The organism is Roseibium sp. LAB1, assembly GCF_054658235.1.
Window position 1 is genome coordinate 2,132,146 of the sequence record NZ_BAAGIB010000001.1, and the last position, 15,945, is coordinate 2,148,090.

Sequence of the window (15,945 nt, forward strand, 5' to 3'; positions counted from 1 at the left end):
TCCTCCAATATCAATGTCTGTATTATTGTCTGGTCTTCCCCATAGGCTCGTGCTGCGGCGGGGTGTTTCGCCATGCCGGGCGCACGGAACCTGAACAGTGCCTGGCTCTCCTTTCCGTCGTGTTTGACGAACCTGTGCGCGCGCTCTGCTAAAACAGCATCGACACGTCGACCGGTTCATTTCTGTTCGCGGCGTCATCCCCGATCACGGCCAGCGCTGCTGTCAGGGCCGGTCCCATGAGCCGGGGCGCAAGGGCCGCTGCGATGTCCTGTGCGGACCCTGCCGTCATTGCCTTTGCCAGTGGCCGCTTCAACCGCCGCTCGAACACGCCACGGGCGCGCCGCGCACCTTCATCCGTGTCGGGATAGTCTGCAGCATAGGCAAGCCGCCGCAACAACGCCTTGGCTGTTGCGGGCGGATCCTTCCGGGACAGAAGGCTGTTCACCCGCGCCTCGAGCAAGACGTCGCGGTCGCCATTGCCCCAATAAGCCGGCGGCGTGCCCGGATAGGACCAGATCCCGCCACTGAACCGCCGCCAGCGCTCGGCCGCACGCGCAACCGTCGGCGCATCGGGAACCGAATTGAACACCGCAAAAGCGCCCACCCAGTCACAGGTCAGGCCGAGTGCTCCAAGGATCTCGGGTCCCTCGATCTCGATATCGCTGGAATAGCGCTCGAAACTGTCGAAGAGATCGGGCGTCCCCAGCATCGACAGCGTTTCGTGCAGCCCCTCGTAGAAGCCGCGCAGATATTGCGCCATGCGCGGGCTGTGCTGAATGCGCGCCAGAACGCTCAAGGGGGCAATCGCCGGGTTCATTCGGGCAATGGTGTGCTGGTCCGTGTCGGGATGCTGCTCTCCGGTCATGATTGCAAACCGCTCGGCACGGTTTGCTCCCTGCCGGATCGCGTCTGCCGGATATTCAGAGACTTTCTCGCCGAACTTGAAGACGGACATGGCGACCGGGTCGAGAATTTCGACATAGTCCAGCCGCCCTTCCTGGCTGGCCATGAACGCGAATTCAAGTGCGCCCTTCAAGGTAATCTTGGACCCTTCGGCGCGGGCCTGCCAGGCTGACGCTGCCTGTTTCTCGTCACCGCGCAGCCGGCCGACAAGCCCGTCAAAATCCGCCTCAGCCTCGATTTCCAGGAGAACCAGTCCGTAAAGCCCGGGGTCCTCCTGGCTCAGGCGCTGCAGCAAGGTTTTGGGCAGTTGCCGCCAAAGGGTCATTGCCCGCGCCCATTGACCCGATAGCCAGAAATAGGCAAGCGTCGCCGCGGCCTCTGGACTTGAGGGCGAAGGATTTCGGGGAAAGGCGTTGTTGAGCGTGAAGACGTGGTCAGCCTCGAACACATCACCCCGCCGAAGAGTGAGTTCGAGTTCGCGGATCAGCTCCGGATCGACCTCGGACGATTGCCCGGTGGGCTCCGGCGAACTCTGCTCACTCCCGGCATGGCGTGCGCGGCGCGACCGCTCTCCCCGTGCCTGCAGGATGGCATTCGCCGCCGAATGAGGCAGCTCGTCCAGTTCGTCCTCACTCAAGCCTGCAACATCGGCCGTAGTGAACGCCGGCATCGCATCTCCGGCACGTGTCGCCTGAAAGGCATGATAGAGCGCGGTCTCCCGGTCGATCCCGGCGAACCAGCCTGCGGCCGCCCGGTCTATCCTTGCTGCCAGTTCGGGCTTTTCCACGTAAAGCATGGGCAGGATTTCCCGCCGCAGGTCGCTGCGGTGTTTCAACCAGTCCTGGCCGTCCACGGCCACCAGCCAGTGATGGCTGCTGAGTTCCTGCCAAAGGCGCTTGGACGCGTCTGCGTCGATATCGTTTTCAAGCCCGAGAGCCGGAGCCAGAACGAACTGGATCGCCTCGGCGCTGATCCGGCGCAGAACAAGACCGGGATGAGCCAGCCTCGCCAGCAGCGGATCATCGATCCGCGACAGGACGGCCCGGTAGAGATAGGCTTCCGTAATGCTGCCTGCTTCGCCGTATTCCAGCTCGCCGGGATCGAAGTCCTCCGCCTGGGTCACCTTTGCCGACAGCCGCAACATCAGCGGATTGCCGCGCGAAAGTTCGAAGATCCTCGTGTGCAGGTCTGGTGGCGCACCCAGCTTGTCCAGCAGATCGCGGGATTCCTTCTCGCTCAAGCCCTCCAGCTCCAGCGGCGGACCTTCGATGCGTTTGCGCACTGAATCCAGGGCATCACCTCGTCCCGCCGCAACGACGGAAACCGGTGACAGCCCCGCCCGCACAAGATTGTCCAGAACCTCAAACAGCAGAATTGGCCGGGTCTCGCCGTGGCCGCGCAACACTTCAAGCGTATCCAGAACCAGAACCACCTGCCCGCCATGCGACCGCACGGCGGCACCCATGGCATCAACCAGCTCAGTCGGCAAAAGGGTGCTGCTGACGGTCGTGCCGGACGTATTCGCATTACCGGAATACTTGAGCCTCAGATCGCGCAGTCTGGGCGCTTCCTCTGTCAGGATGTCTCCAAGCTGGCGCGAGAGTTCATGCACCAGCTTGTCGGGATCTTCCAGGTTCAGACCGCGCCGGTCGAAATCCAGACGCAAAACGACCGGCTCCTTCCGGCTCGCCCTGTATTCGGCCATTGCCCGATCGATCAGGAAGGATTTGCCGATACCCGGCAAACCTGTGATGAACAGGGCGCTGACAGGCGTTTTTTCCTGACCGTTTGCACACCAGTCAAGCAGGCGCGCCAATTCCTTGTCCCGGCCGAAGAACTCTCGACCGAGCATGGCCTCCGACCGCCGCGCCGCATCAAGGCGGTTCATGACACCGCGCAGGCGCACCAGCAATGGATAGGCAGGCGCACTCGGCCCCGCCCTGTCCAGTTCATCCGAAATCTCCTCGATGCGGGCCAGCCGGTCCTGATCCGGCAGATCCGGCGTCTCTGCAATCAGCCGTTCGATGCTTGCCTGCGAAAACGGCTCGTCTCCGCGCAGGGCTCGTGCCACGGGCGTGTCTTCGTCGGGTGGTGTCTCGATGGTCTTCAGGACCCCGTGGCGCGGCCCGTTGCGTAGCGACCAGACAGGTTCGGACGACACTTCCTGAACCACCTTGTGAAGCTCCGTCAGCAGCCGGGCAATCGTCAGAGGCGTCAGCTTGTCCTGCAGCACCTTGGAAGCTGCCTCCACCGCGTCACGCGGCGTGAAGGTCTTGCGTGTCGCGGCAAACCGCATTGCGGCCTTCAGGCCTTCTGTCAGTTGATCACTGTCCTTGCTCATGGTGCCGACGCCCCCTCGGGCGGAAGCAAGGGAGCAAGGGAGGTGCGCAGATTTTCGGACACGATCTTCACGTCCGCACTGCGATAGACCGTTCCCTGGGCTTGCACGCCGTGAAGTGCCTGCATCAGAACGAAATCGACCACATGCGTCGGCAGATCGAGGCCCAGCGCACGGTTGATCGCCTCAAGCGTATAGCGGACATCCTCGCGATCGAACTGGCCGATATAATCCACCACCACCCCCGGCCCGGTCAGCGAGCTGGCATTTTCCGCCTTCGGCCCGGGAACGCTGTAAGTCTCCCCACCCGCCATGACAAATCGAAGACGCGTGTCGTTCAGGATCATTGCCAGCAGCAGTTCCAGCTGCTGCTGTGCCGCCTTGCGCAACCCGCCGCGCGGATTGTCGAAATAGATCCAGCTCGGCCGGTCCGGCGTTGCAGCGGTTGACTTGGCCAGAAGATCCACCAGTTGCCGTGCTCGATCCTTGTCACTTGCACCTTCACTTGTCTCATCGTCCGCGGCTCCGGGCCGCGCCATCAACGGAGCTCCGCCATGCAATCTCTCGTTCAGGGATTCCAGCAGATCCTCCACACCCAGCGACAGCTCGACCCGAAACACCTCCGCCGGCTGGCCGTTCTGCGCAAGAACCTGGCACAGCAGGTCGTAGGAAAACTCCAGTCCGGTGGCCTGGTCAATTTCCATCCGCTTGATCCAGATCCCGCGCAAGTGACGGGCATCCCCCCGAACAACGTCGTGGATGGCATGGCAAAAGCGCTGTCGACCGATAATCAGATGACCGTCGACACGACCCGTCAGGGAATAGATGTAGGGCGGGGCCCGGTCCTCTGCTATTGCCTGCAAGAACCCATCGATGCCGGCGAATGTGGCATAGGGAACAATCTCCGACACGCCGTTCAATTGCCCCTGGTGAAAGCCGGCAAAGACGAGATCCGTGTCAAACACCGAGCCGCCCGAAGAACCGGGCACCGTCACGCCATCTTCCCACTCCAGTTGAATGCGGGGTGGATCGTCGATCTTTGCCTGTCCGGTGACAAAGGTTACGCCTCTGCCATTGTCATCCTGCCTGTGGCTCAGACACAGCTTCCGGCGCCCGACTGCCCAAGACGGTGGATTGGCCGGCAATTCGCAATAGGTCGTCATCGGTTGCTCGATGGCCAGCAGGGCGACATCGGGGTTCTCACGCAGGATATCTGGATCCTGCAGACCAACGTCCCATTGATCGTCATGACAGGGCTTTTCGAAACGCACACCGAGCACGCGCAACGTTCTGCGCCCTGCTTCCGTCCGCACCTTGAGGCCGCTCCGCCGCACCTTGCGCTTGTCCTTGACCGTCACATGCCAGGCGGTCAGCGCCAGCCGATGCGAAACCAGCGTCGCGATGCCGCAAAATCCGATCTCATCGAAAACATAGAGCTTGAAGCCCTGCATCGTGTGCGCAAAATCCCCGAGGTCTTCGAGGTCGAAATTGGCCCCGTTAATCGGCTCGACCGGCTGGGTGAGGTGATACATGAACTCCCAGCCGAGATTTTCCTCATTCAGAAAATCGGCCAGAAGCTCTTCAAGAGGTTGTCCGGTGATCTGCGTGGTGCTGCGCAGTGCGTCCAGCGTCATCAGGGAATCGGTGAAGCCCTGAACGCGGCGCAACACCCTGTCGACGGCGGCTTCGTCGTCGTCCAGATGCTGCTTCAGCTCTGCTCCGCTTACCGGCATGACCAACACCGCAGTAGGAATTGTTAAAACAATGGAGCCTGTCTCTTTGAGCCGGTACGTCTGTCAACCGCCGACGATCGGATGAGAATATGCGTTTTGTCGGTCAAAATACGGCCAACCGCACACGCTCACAGGCTTCGGAAACATTTTTCTTCACAATTATAGCGTCACTAAAACCAAAAATAAACGCACAAGTATACGCGGCCGCTGAAACGCAGACGCTCCAAAGCGGGGAAAAGAAGAAGCAACCCCTGATGGGTTATGGCCGGAGGATACAAAAAGCGGCAAAGGGCCCTGCCCTTCGCCGCATGGAAATTTCATGCCGGAAATCGCTTGGTCCAGACCGTTAGCCGGTCGGTTTCAGCCTGGCTGGAAGCGATGCCTAGACCACCATCAGCCCGATGAAGACCATCACCGCTGCCAGCACACTCCACGCCATCAGTTCCTGGAATTGAGCCTGTCGGGATTTGTCCTGCGTCCAGGTGCGAGCCTGTGCGCCCGGCCTCAATCCGAATTGCGGCCCGTTGATGGAAGCATCCGACACGTGACGAAACCGGTCGCGCAGCTCTGCCGCCCGGCGGGAACCGCGGTCTTCATTGATTGTCCGATACCTCAGTTGCATGTGTGCATCCTCCGTATGTGCCTAACTGGCTGAGACGCAGGTAAGAAGCACAACGGCCCATTGCAAATGACGGATTTGTAATCTTTTCGCCGCCGCCTTTTGCCCGCTGAAGGGGCATAGGGGCAGGCCATATTCTATGGCCGAAAAGCTTCAGGCGGCTGAAAGTTCCTTTTCCTTGGCCTTGTCTTTTTCATTGGCTTCGGCTTCCGCAGCCTCGTCGCCATCTGTGTCGAGGTCGGCTTCGTGGTCGGGATCATCGTCGACGGAGATCGACAGGTTCTTTTCGACCTGTCTCAGCAGCTTGCGCAGTTTCTTGCGGTCCTTGTCTTCCAGACCGGACATCGCCTCCCGCTCCAGCCGCTTCCAGGCCTTGTCCACCGACAGAACAAGTTCCCGGCCGACGTCGGTCAGATACACCCGTGCGAGACGGCCGTCCGTGTCGGACACCTGGCGGCGAACATATCCCTGGCTGGAAAGCCGGGTCACCATCTTGGTGACGGTGGGTGGCTGCACGCCAAGCGCGAGAGCCAACTGGCTCATCGTGCGCCCATCCGTGTCGGCCAGCACTTTCAGCACAAGCTCCTGACCGGGATGCAGCCCGATCCGCATGAGATGCGCCCCGGACCGGGCCCGCTGCGCCTTCGCGGCCTGAACCAGGCGAAACGTTATGCTTTTCTTGTAATTAAAAGCCATCGCAGCAACCCCGTCTTCCAATCAACTCGAATCACGTTCATCCATGATGCGGCGGAACCCTAGCGGGAGTATTTAACCGTCAAATGACACTTGCCCTGCAAATGTCGATTTTATTGACACTGCGCAGACTTGACGCCTGTTATCCAGCTAACTTTTGACGTAGCGGCCGTTAACGGCTCTGTTTTCAAGGGCGTTTCAAGCCGCCGAAAAGGCATGCGTACCGGTCAAAGAGGTCACAGACCGTCAGCCGGCTCCATCGCACCGTGAAGCGCATCGGAGACCTCACGGCAATAGTGACTGTATTCGGCAGACGTCCGGAAACTGTCTTCTCGCGGGTAAGGCGCATCGATGTCCATCTCGCGGATCACCCGGCCCGGACGGGCTGCCATCACCACGATGCGGCTGGAGAGATACACGGATTCGAACACCGAATGAGTAACGAAAAGCACAGTCCAGCCGAAAGTCTTCTGAAGGCGCAGCAGATCGTTGTTGAGCTTGAACCGTGTGATTTCATCGAGCGCGGCGAAGGGCTCATCCATCAGGAGAACCTTTGGCCGGGTGACCAGCGCACGGGCAATCGAAACCCGCATCTTCATGCCACCGGACAGCTGACGGGGAAAATCGTCGGCAAAATCGGCAAGTCCGACGGTTGCCAGTGCGTCCATGACACGATCTTTTGCGGCCTGCCGGGAGACGCCTTTTAGGCGCAGCGGCAACCAGACATTGGCAAAGACCGTGGCCCACGGCATCAGGGTGGGTTCCTGGAAAACGAACCCAAGCTTGTGGTCTTCCTGCCCGCTGCGTTCCGCCGGCCAGGAAACCGTGCCGGAGCTGGGGTCGGACAATCCGGCGATGATCCTGAGCGCACTCGACTTGCCGCAGCCGGACGGTCCGAGGAGGGACACGAATTCGCCCTCGCGCACGTCCAGCGAGAATGCGTCGAGCGCGGTCGTGCCGTTGTCGAAAACCTTGCCTATCCCGTTTAGGGAAACCACGACGGGGGCCTTTTCGAGTGACGTCATGTGATCGCTTCCGGCTTTCCCGTTGTGTGAACCGTCTCCGTAGCGTCCGTCAGGTCTTGACCTTGAGCGCCCCTGCAAGCAGCGGAATGGCAACCGTCAGCACGGCAACCGTGATGAAGGACGCCCTGAGCGACAGGTAGTCGCCAACAAAGCCGAGCAGAGGCGGACCGAACAGAAAGGCTCCATAGCCAAGAGTCGCAACGGCTGCAAGAGCAGCCCCTTTCGACATATGCGGGTCGCTGGCAGCCCTGGACATGGCAAGCGGAAACAGCACCGCATAGCCGAGCCCCATCACGAAGCATCCTGCCCAGACCGACCAAAGACCGGCACCGGAGACCAGCAGGAGGCACCCGAGCAGCGCGACGATACCGCTGACCCGTGCGGTCGGCACCGGCCCGAAGCGGGCGATCACCTTGTCACCGGACAGACGCATGATCACCATGGCCACAGAGAAAATCGTGAATGCAGCCGGCGCAATCGACTCGGCAATACCAAGATCCTCGATCTGATAGAGTGCCGCCCAGTCCGTCACCGCGCCTTCGCCCAGCGCTGCCACCAAGGCCATCAGCCCGACCAGCACCAGAGCCCCCTTGGGCAACGCGAAAAGCGGTGCCTTGCTGCCATCTTCGTTTTCCGTCTTGGTCTGCGGCCAGGACTGGCGCCAATACCAGACAAGGAACGGGGCCGCGATGACGCCCCAAAGCACGAAATGCGACAGGACACTGAGCTCTGCCATGATCGCGAGCCCGCCAGCCAGGGCGGCGACACCCGCACCCAGGCTGTAGAGCCCGTGATAGGAGGACATGATCGGGCGCTCCAGGGCCTTCTCGACTTCGGCACCCCAACCGTTCATCGAAATGTCCAGCGCACCAATGCAAAACCCTGCCAGGAACAACGCAATCGTCAGCAGCGTCACATCGGGTGAAAGCCCGATCAGCACGAAACTGACAATGTTCGCGACAGCCAGAAGCTTGGTTATGGGGGCTGCGCCCAATCGGTCGATCAGCACTCCTGTGATCGGAAAGGCGACAAACGCACCGCAAGCCATGACGAGCAGAAGAATGCCGAAACCGCTTTCGTCCAGTCCGGTGGCAGACTTGATATTGGGAATTCGCGACGCCCAGGTGCCGATGCTGGTTCCACACATGAAAAAGATCGCCGACACGACGCGGCGCGCGGCAATGGCTTGGCGCTGAATTGAAACTGACATGAGACAACATTTTCTGGGAGGGCGGACGCCCGAAAGGGAGCCGTCTTTCTGTCACGCAAGCGCCAGCCTGACAAGCGTCAATCCAGACGAAAAGAGCCGCGTTTTAAACCAGTTTCCACGATAGGAAAAAATGCCTGCAGACAGGTCTCGTATCTACACAGGATCAAGGTGACCGGCTCAGGTGCTCAGGCCGGATAGACGGGACTGGATTTCATTGGTCCGCTCCACTGCGGACTGATAGGCGGAAATGGCTGCAGCGGTTTCCGCCCGGGCGCTGTCGCCGCCCGTTCCGCCAGCAGTCTCGGCAGCATTGGGGCCGTCAGAATTGTTCCGGCCAGACGCGCCGTCCGTGCCTGCAGTTTCAAGATCGGGACCAGTGGTGGCATTGATATTACCCTCTTCGTCATCCCCGGACAGTTCTTCCGACTTCTTCTGCCGTACTTCTGCCTGCGCTTCGGAAATCTGGGCCCTTGCCTGCTGCGCCACCTTCAGATCCTGAGAAGACGGGTCGGCGGGTGCAGTGGCTGCGCGAATAACGACCTGCATCTTGCGGATCGTGGCTTCCGGTGTGCGTTCCCTGGAGGTATCGATCTGGACCTCGCCACCAATGGCATACCGCTTGCCGTCCGGTCCCTGCTGAAAGGTATAGCTGGGAGCCCCCGAGTAAGCACCGCCGACACGGGCATGCGCCTGTTCGTGAGCACGCACTTCCTGGTCCCGCTGTTTCAACTTTTCGACCTGCTTTTCTTCGGCCTGGTCAAGGCCATCGCCGTCGGGATCTTCGTCCTTTTCGCCTTCGTCCTGTGCCTGGCCGGTGCTGCCACCGGCGGCCTCGGCCTCCGTCTCCGACCCCTCTTCCGGCGTTGCAGAACCTGCGATGGCGTCGCTCTCGGTTTCGTCGCCCTCGGATGTTCCGGACCCCGCCGTCTGGCGTGATCTGCCTGCAGCGCCGGTGGTGCCGTCGGCTTCCTGCAAAGCCAGCACCGCTTCCGCACTCAGAGGCGGCGTGTTTCCGGCACGGCCGGTCAAGGCCTGGGCACTTGCCTGGCTGGAGCGCGCAGAAATCGGGTCCCGGCCAGAGGTATTTTCCCCCGAACCAGGATCGCGCTCCGCCGCGACACCGCTTCCTCTCAGGATCGTTGCCGGCGTATTTGACAGGATTGCGCCGATCATGGCGCGGATTGTCCCAGAAAGGCGTCAGCAAAATCTAAACACCGGTTAAGAAACCGGCATCATAACTTCGTGAAAGCCCGCGCACCCAAAGGCCGCGGTCCTGCCGCCCCTTGCCTGCCCGGGCGTGCTATGCAAAGGAGAAAGTCCAATATCTTCAAAGCGGAACGGATCCATGCTGCCCAGGCCATATTGGCAAGACATGACAACGCTCGACTTTCAGTCGCCCGGCGTTGAAGACTGGATCGCGGTTTTGCCCGTGGCGGCCATCGAACAGCATGGCCCGCATCTGCCACTATCGACAGACACGACGATTGCCGAAGGACAGGTTCAAAGGGTGCTTGAGTTGCTGCCGGACGGCCTGCCGGTCACCTTCCTGCCGGTTCAGGCCGTCGGCAAGTCGGACGAACATATCTCCTCCCCCGGTACGCTGACACTTGCTTGGGACACGGTCACCCGTTGCTGGCTGGAACTTGGCGAAAGCATCGCCCGCGCCGGCATTCGCAAACTCGTGTTGATCAATTCCCACGGCGGCAATGTGCCAATTCTCGACATTGTGGCACGGGAGCTCCGGGTGAAGCACGACATGTTCGTCACGGCGACCAACTGGCTGCGTTTCGGTCAGCCCGACGGGCTCTATGCGGACGAGGAATTCACCTACGGCATTCATGGCGGCGACATCGAAACATCTCTGATGCTCCATCTGCGGCCAGACCTTGTGCGCATGGAGATGGCCACCGACTTTCTGTCACAGCAGCAGAGCTACCTCCAGGAATTCAAGCACCTGCGCGGTCACGGCAAAGCCCAATACGGCTGGAAGGCGCAGGACCTCAACGAAACGGGTGCCCTCGGCAACGCCTCGCTTGCCACGGCGGAAAAGGGCCGCCAGTCTCTCGACCACGCTGCCCGCGGCTTTATCGAGCTGCTTGAGGACGTCAACAACTTCGATCTTGCAAGGCTCTGGTCGCCGGCCCCGTGAAAAAACATCGGAAGCTGCCTGAAACTTGCTCAGGCCGCATCAGCTTACGTTGACGGAAGCATTCGACGCCGTAATATTTAGTTTTTGCGGCGCGAACTGCGGCAATATTCGCATTTATCCAGATAAACCCCCAATAATACACAACAATTCTCCGCGAGAGTTGACCTCTTCCTGTTTAAGCGACACATTATTCGATGTAGAGTTTGGGGAGGGCGGTTCTCGCGGAACCATGAATCTTTCTATTCGGCAACTGGCGACCTTTCGAGAGGTCATGCGAAGTGGCTCCATTTCCGAAGCCGCGCGCACGCTTGGCCGAACCCAACCTGCCGTCAGCTCCACCATCGCAGGTCTTGAGACCGAACTTGAGCTGAAGCTGTTCGTCCGCGAACAGGGCCGCCTGGTGCCAACGCCGGAAGCAGAATTCTTCCTGGAAGAAGCCGAGGCCATTCTCAAGCGGCTCGAAATTTCCAAACGCACCCTGCGCGGGCTCGCCAACCGGGAGCACGGCCAGTTGAGGATTGCCGGCATTCCGGAAGCAACGGCCGACTTCCTGCCCAACAGCCTGTCGCATTTCATCGCCGACAAGCCCAGCGTCAAGGTTGCCCTGGCAAGCAGAACCTCGGCCGAGATCGAGGAACTGATCGCCGCGCAGCAATTCGATATCGGGTTTGCAGAAACCCCGCGGGCTCGAAACTCCTTCGACCAGATCGACTTCGACCTGGAATGCATGTGCGCAATCCCTGCGACCAATCCCCTGGCGTCGAAGGAAGTGATCACACCGACCGAACTGGATGGATTTCCTCTGGCGTTGCTGCATTCCGAACATCGCAGTCACCGGCAGACGCTCGCCCGATTTCGAGATGCCGGCGTCCGGTTCAACCAGCGCTTCGAACTCCAGACTGCCTGGCCCGGCCTTCGTTTTGTCGAAGCAGGTCTCTGCGCCCTCATCTGCGACATGATCACGGCCTACAACGCACAGGAAAAAGGCCGGCTGGGCATGGGGCCACCCATGATTGTGTTTCGCCCGTTCCGGCCGCGTATTCAGAACAGTCTGTCCATCCTGACACCGACCCACCGCCCGATTTCCATCGTTGCGAAGGATTTTTGCGAGTTTCTAGCGGCTGAGGTGGAAAATATCCGCACGTCCATGATCAAGCGGACAGTCTGAGGCCCTGCCAAAAACGCAGGGGCGATCGGGAATGACCGGTCCTTAAGGGAAGACTTCAGTCTTTGGCAATGCAAATGGCTGGCGACGGTGTCGCCGTCAGACAGGCTGCAGATCGCGCTTTTGTTTCGGCGATTTTCCGCGGCCGATGGGGCTTGCACATTCCGTCAGACGCACCCGCGGCCTAGCTGATCGACCCGCGTGCGCTGGTATTCCAGGATCAGCCGGAGCCCGGACATCCTCTCGTTTCCGATCGGATGTCCGGACGATCTGGCCGCACCGTGTCAGGCGGCTGCGTTCTGGAAAATCGCGCTGTTGGCAGCAACGATCGCAACCGCATTGGTGCGATTTTTCGCCCCGAGACGGGTGATGGCATTGCGGATATGTGCCTTGACGGTCGCAATCGACACATCCAGCTCATAGGCAATCTGCTTGTTCACCTTGCCTTCGCACAGCTTCAACATGATTTCGAGCTGGCGCGGCGTCACCATGTCGGTGAGGCTGATCGGCCAGCGGATACCACCGGCGAACGGGCCGGTGCTTTCACTGACTGCGGAACTTGTCGGCAAGGCGAAATGAGCGGTCATCACTATGTTCCTTGGGTTTGTATTCCTCCGTGGTGACAGGACTTTTCATGATTATCGGACTATTGTAAAATGTTAAAATGCGTACTGCATAATGTTAAAGTTTTGCAATTTGATCCCGAAGGATGCCGAGCGTGAGCAAAAAACTCTATTCCGGCCACACGTTAAGGCAAATCCGTTCGGATTTCGGCCTGTCGCAGGTGGAGCTTGCCAAGAAAATCGGCCTCTCGACCGCCTACGTAAACCAGATCGAAAACAACAACCGCCCGGTCACCGCCTCCGTGCTGCTGACGATCAACAGGATCTTCGGTGTCGATCTGTCGGCCTTCGAACAGAACGACCTCGACCGGGTGGTGCAGGATCTCCAGGAGATCTTCGCCGATACCCAGTTTCTCACCGCGGCCGTCGGCCGGCAGGAAGTGCATGAACTCGTCACCCGTGCGCCAGGAGTGACCAAGGCAATCATGGATCTCTATGGTGCGCTGAGGACTTATCACGATCGGGAAGCAAACGAGGATGACCTGGTCCAGCTCGGCGGCACCCCCGAAAGCGGGCCTGGCCCCAGAAAATCGGCCTACGAGGAAGTCCGCGACTATTTCCACTACATGGACAACTATGTGGATTCCATCGACCGGGCTGCGGAGAAGCTGTCGCTGGAAATCGGTCTTTCGAAGGCACCATCCAAGTTCACCGCCCTGACCTCCTGGCTGCAAAACCGTTTTGGAATAACGGTGACCGAGTTTCCGGACTATCGCGGCACCCTCATCCGCCAGGACGATTTCGCCCGCACAATCGCCCTTTGCAGTGCGATTCCGCAATCGACCAAGAGCTTCCTGCTCGGGTCTGTCATCGCTGAACTATGCGTGCGCGATCTCATTTCGGAAGAGGTTACCAGGGCGCGGTTCAAGACCAAGTCCGCGGAGAGCATCGCGCGGTTGGCACTGCGGAACTATTTCGCCGGCGCGCTGATACTGGCATATGACCATTTCCTGAAAACCGCTGCGGAAACCCGGCATGACATTCAGCTTCTGTCCAACCGGCTGGACGCAAGCATCGAAACCGTTTGCCACCGCCTGTCGACCCTGCAGCGCCCGGGCGCCAAGGGCTTGCCGTTTTATTTCGTGAAGATCGACCGCGCCGGCAATGTCGTCAAACGCCATAGCGCAACCCGGTTTCAGTTTGCCCGCTTCGGCGGCTCCTGTCCGCGCTGGAACGTGCATCAGGCCTTCGAGCAGAATTCGAACAAGTTCACCTCACAGATCGCCCAGATGCCGGATGGCGTGCGCTATCTGTGCGTGGCAACCAGCATCACAAAGCATCAGCCGGACTATCGCAGCGGCGAGCGGCGTTACGCGCTCGGGATCGGTTGCGAGGTTCAATATGCCGATGCGGTTGTCTACGCCGATGGTCTCGCCGTCGACGAAATTTCCTCGCCAGAACCCATCGGCGTCAATTGCCGCATCTGCCCGAGGGACAATTGCGACCAGCGCGCCTTCCCGGCCGTGGACAAGGAACCCTTCATCGATTCCGGCCAGCGCGGCATTGTTCCCTATCGGGTGAAGGCAGCAGATTAAGCTTAAGTTTCATAGACTTGCTGAGCGCAACAAGAGACACCACCACACATCTTTCCTCGGGATAAGGCAGTGACTGGGCAGAGTTCAGTAGAATGGGCTGAAAACCACACCCGAAGTTCTCCGGCCAGAGTTCCCTCAAGACCGTCGTTCAGCGCGGATCATGTCCGCCGCCTTTTCCGCGATCATCACCACTGGTGAAGCGGTGTTGCCGGAAACGATCTTGGGCATGATCGAGGCATCGATGACCCGAAGCCCCTCGAGCCCTCGAACTTTCAGCTCAGGATCGACAACGGACTGTTCGTCCGCCCCCATCCGGCAGGTGCCAACCGGGTGGAAGATCGTTGTGGCGATATCGCCAACCTTTTTCAAAAGGTCCTCATCGCTGTCGACCTCTGGCCCGGGCAGGATTTCCTCCGGCTGGTACGCCTGCAAGGCCTTTGCCGTCATGATTTCCCGTGCCTGACGCACGGATTTCACCGCAACGAGCTTGTCCTTTTCCGCTGACAGATAGTTCAGCCTGATATCCGGCTGCCGAGCGGTATCGTGACTCTGGATATGCGATGCGCCGACGCTTTCCGGGCGAAGATTGCACACCGAAACCGTAATCGCAGGAAACGGATGCAACGGATCGCCCAGCTTGTCCGTCGAAAGAGGTTGGACGTGATATTCGAGATCCGGCGTTTCCAGTGAGGGATCGGACTTTGTGAACATTCCGAACTGGCTGGGCGCCATCGACATGGGCCCGGACCGGGTCAGCCCGTATTGAAGCGCAATCGAAGCCTTGCCGAACAGGCTGTTGGCCATGGTGTTCAGTGTCTTGGCGTTCTTCACCTTGTAGACGGTGCGGATCTGCAGGTGATCCTGCAGGTTTTCGCCCACGCCTTTCCGTTCGTGTTTCAGCTCGATGCCGTACCGGGAAAGCACATCACCATTGCCGACACCGGACAGCTCCAGGATCTTCGGTGAATTGATGGCGCCGGCCGCCAACAGAACTTCGCACTCGGCACGCGCTGTCATCTCCTGACCCTTCACGCTGAAGGTGACCCCGGCCGCCCGCTTGCCTTCCAGCAGGATCGACCTTGTTTCCGCATGGGTGATGAGACGCAGGTTCGGTCGTTTGAGAGCCGGTCGCAAGAAGCCCTTGGCCGTGTTCCAGCGCACACCGCCATTCTGGTTGACCTCGAAGAACCCGCTGCCTTCGTTGCTGCCGTCGTTGAAATCCGCGCGCGGTTCGACACCGAATTCCCGGGCTCCATTTTGAACGGCCTCAAGGATTTCCCATTTCAGGCGCTGCCTGGAGACCTTCCACTCGCCGCCGCCACCATGCATCCCGGACTTGCCGGCATGGTGATCTTCAGATTTCAGGAAATAGGGCAGCACATCGTCCCACGACCAGCCGACATTGCCGAGCTGTCGCCAATGGTCGTAATCCGCCGCCTGGCCTCGCATGTAGATCATGCCGTTCACAGACGTGCAGCCACCCAGAACCTTTCCGCGCGGATAGACCAGGCTGCGCCCGTTGAGCCCCGGTTCCTTGGCCGTCTTCATCATCCAGTCGGTGCGTGGATTGCCGATGCAGAACAGATAGCCCACCGGTATATGCACCCAGTGGTAATTGTCCGACCCGCCCGCTTCCAGCAAAAGCACCTTGACCGAAGGATCCTCGGTCAACCGGTTTGCCAGAACACATCCGGCTGTTCCGGCCCCGACGATCACGTAGTCATAGGTTCCCTCAAGTGACGTCGGACCGCTCATGTCGTATTCCGTTTCCTGCCCATTTTCCGTCCACAGTCTTTTCCGCAGCGGTCCAAACTTCGATGATCTGCCTCAATCCGGACGGGCCAATCTTCCGCCCGCACTGAACAGATTTTCTAACGCCCTCAACTTGATCAGGTTTTCGGACCCTTCGCAAATTCGCAAAAAGACATATCGGGACACTCGCCGGTGCGGTT

General features: G+C 59.9%; 12 protein-coding genes. 3 read left to right on the plus strand and 9 right to left on the minus strand.

From position 1 onward, the window contains the following. Positions 1-148 precede the first annotated feature (148 nt). The 7 genes from ACYQ54_RS09945 to ACYQ54_RS09975 form a co-directional block, all read right to left on the minus strand. Positions 149-3,244: an AAA family ATPase gene (locus ACYQ54_RS09945; RefSeq protein ID WP_460081569.1), complete on the minus strand. Its 3,096-nt coding sequence runs from the start codon at positions 3,242-3,244 to the stop codon at positions 149-151. Continuing rightward, positions 3,241-4,974: a S1 family peptidase gene (locus ACYQ54_RS09950; RefSeq protein ID WP_460081571.1), complete on the minus strand. Its 1,734-nt coding sequence runs from the start codon at positions 4,972-4,974 to the stop codon at positions 3,241-3,243. Before ACYQ54_RS09950 ends, ACYQ54_RS09945 begins: the two co-directional genes overlap by 4 nt. A gap of 382 nt (positions 4,975-5,356) precedes the next feature. Beyond that, complete coding sequence (locus ACYQ54_RS09955) at positions 5,357-5,596, minus strand: hypothetical protein (RefSeq protein ID WP_460081574.1); 240 nt, start codon at positions 5,594-5,596, stop codon at positions 5,357-5,359. A gap of 150 nt (positions 5,597-5,746) precedes the next feature. After that, positions 5,747-6,289 carry a MarR family winged helix-turn-helix transcriptional regulator gene (locus ACYQ54_RS09960; RefSeq protein WP_460081577.1) on the minus strand — a complete coding sequence of 181 codons (543 nt, stop codon included), beginning with the start codon at positions 6,287-6,289 and terminating at the stop codon, positions 5,747-5,749. A 233-nt stretch (positions 6,290-6,522) separates the two neighbouring features. Next, on the minus strand, positions 6,523-7,311 hold the full coding sequence (locus ACYQ54_RS09965) for an ABC transporter ATP-binding protein (RefSeq protein ID WP_460081580.1): 789 nt from the start codon (positions 7,309-7,311) through the stop codon (positions 6,523-6,525). 49 nt (positions 7,312-7,360) lie between these two features. Beyond that, a complete protein-coding gene (locus ACYQ54_RS09970; protein WP_460081582.1) occupies positions 7,361-8,521 on the minus strand; it encodes an MFS transporter in 1,161 nt (386 codons plus the stop codon). A gap of 177 nt (positions 8,522-8,698) precedes the next feature. Further along, positions 8,699-9,694: a putative metalloprotease CJM1_0395 family protein gene (locus tag ACYQ54_RS09975; RefSeq protein ID WP_460081585.1), complete on the minus strand. Its 996-nt coding sequence runs from the start codon at positions 9,692-9,694 to the stop codon at positions 8,699-8,701. A 172-nt stretch (positions 9,695-9,866) separates the two neighbouring features. On the opposite strand from ACYQ54_RS09975, the gene ACYQ54_RS09980 reads away from it, so the two are divergent. Beyond that, positions 9,867-10,670 (plus strand): creatininase family protein, encoded by an 804-nt coding sequence (locus ACYQ54_RS09980; RefSeq protein WP_460081588.1) that lies wholly within the window; start codon positions 9,867-9,869, stop codon positions 10,668-10,670. A 229-nt stretch (positions 10,671-10,899) separates the two neighbouring features. Then, positions 10,900-11,838 (plus strand): LysR substrate-binding domain-containing protein, encoded by a 939-nt coding sequence (locus ACYQ54_RS09985; RefSeq protein ID WP_460081591.1) that lies wholly within the window; start codon positions 10,900-10,902, stop codon positions 11,836-11,838. A 281-nt stretch (positions 11,839-12,119) separates the two neighbouring features. Here ACYQ54_RS09985 and ACYQ54_RS09990 read toward each other — a convergent pair whose 3' ends face one another. Beyond that, positions 12,120-12,422 (minus strand): helix-turn-helix domain-containing protein, encoded by a 303-nt coding sequence (locus ACYQ54_RS09990; protein WP_460081594.1) that lies wholly within the window; start codon positions 12,420-12,422, stop codon positions 12,120-12,122. A 122-nt stretch (positions 12,423-12,544) separates the two neighbouring features. On the opposite strand from ACYQ54_RS09990, the gene ACYQ54_RS09995 reads away from it, so the two are divergent. Next, positions 12,545-13,993, plus strand: coding sequence for a helix-turn-helix domain-containing protein (locus ACYQ54_RS09995; RefSeq protein ID WP_460081596.1), 1,449 nt, complete (start codon positions 12,545-12,547; stop codon positions 13,991-13,993). Positions 13,994-14,128: 135 nt separating this feature from the next. Here ACYQ54_RS09995 and ACYQ54_RS10000 read toward each other — a convergent pair whose 3' ends face one another. After that, positions 14,129-15,748 (minus strand): GMC family oxidoreductase, encoded by a 1,620-nt coding sequence (locus ACYQ54_RS10000; protein ID WP_460081599.1) that lies wholly within the window; start codon positions 15,746-15,748, stop codon positions 14,129-14,131. Positions 15,749-15,945 lie beyond the last annotated feature (197 nt).

Bases quoted from the DNA above. Each gene is read 5' to 3' on its own strand.
- ACYQ54_RS09945 (WP_460081569.1), bottom strand. From the start codon at position 3,244: ATGAGCAAGGACAGTGATCAACTGACAGAAGGCCTGAAGGCCGCAATG.
- ACYQ54_RS09950 (WP_460081571.1), bottom strand. From the start codon at position 4,974: ATGCCGGTAAGCGGAGCAGAGCTGAAGCAGCATCTGGACGACGACGAA.
- ACYQ54_RS09955 (WP_460081574.1), bottom strand. From the start codon at position 5,596: ATGCAACTGAGGTATCGGACAATCAATGAAGACCGCGGTTCCCGCCGG.
- ACYQ54_RS09960 (WP_460081577.1), bottom strand. From the start codon at position 6,289: ATGGCTTTTAATTACAAGAAAAGCATAACGTTTCGCCTGGTTCAGGCC.
- ACYQ54_RS09965 (WP_460081580.1), bottom strand. From the start codon at position 7,311: ATGACGTCACTCGAAAAGGCCCCCGTCGTGGTTTCCCTAAACGGGATA.
- ACYQ54_RS09970 (WP_460081582.1), bottom strand. From the start codon at position 8,521: ATGTCAGTTTCAATTCAGCGCCAAGCCATTGCCGCGCGCCGCGTCGTG.
- ACYQ54_RS09975 (WP_460081585.1), bottom strand. From the start codon at position 9,694: ATGATCGGCGCAATCCTGTCAAATACGCCGGCAACGATCCTGAGAGGA.
- ACYQ54_RS09980 (WP_460081588.1), top strand. From the start codon at position 9,867: ATGCTGCCCAGGCCATATTGGCAAGACATGACAACGCTCGACTTTCAG.
- ACYQ54_RS09985 (WP_460081591.1), top strand. From the start codon at position 10,900: ATGAATCTTTCTATTCGGCAACTGGCGACCTTTCGAGAGGTCATGCGA.
- ACYQ54_RS09990 (WP_460081594.1), bottom strand. From the start codon at position 12,422: ATGACCGCTCATTTCGCCTTGCCGACAAGTTCCGCAGTCAGTGAAAGC.
- ACYQ54_RS09995 (WP_460081596.1), top strand. From the start codon at position 12,545: ATGCCGAGCGTGAGCAAAAAACTCTATTCCGGCCACACGTTAAGGCAA.
- ACYQ54_RS10000 (WP_460081599.1), bottom strand. From the start codon at position 15,748: ATGAGCGGTCCGACGTCACTTGAGGGAACCTATGACTACGTGATCGTC.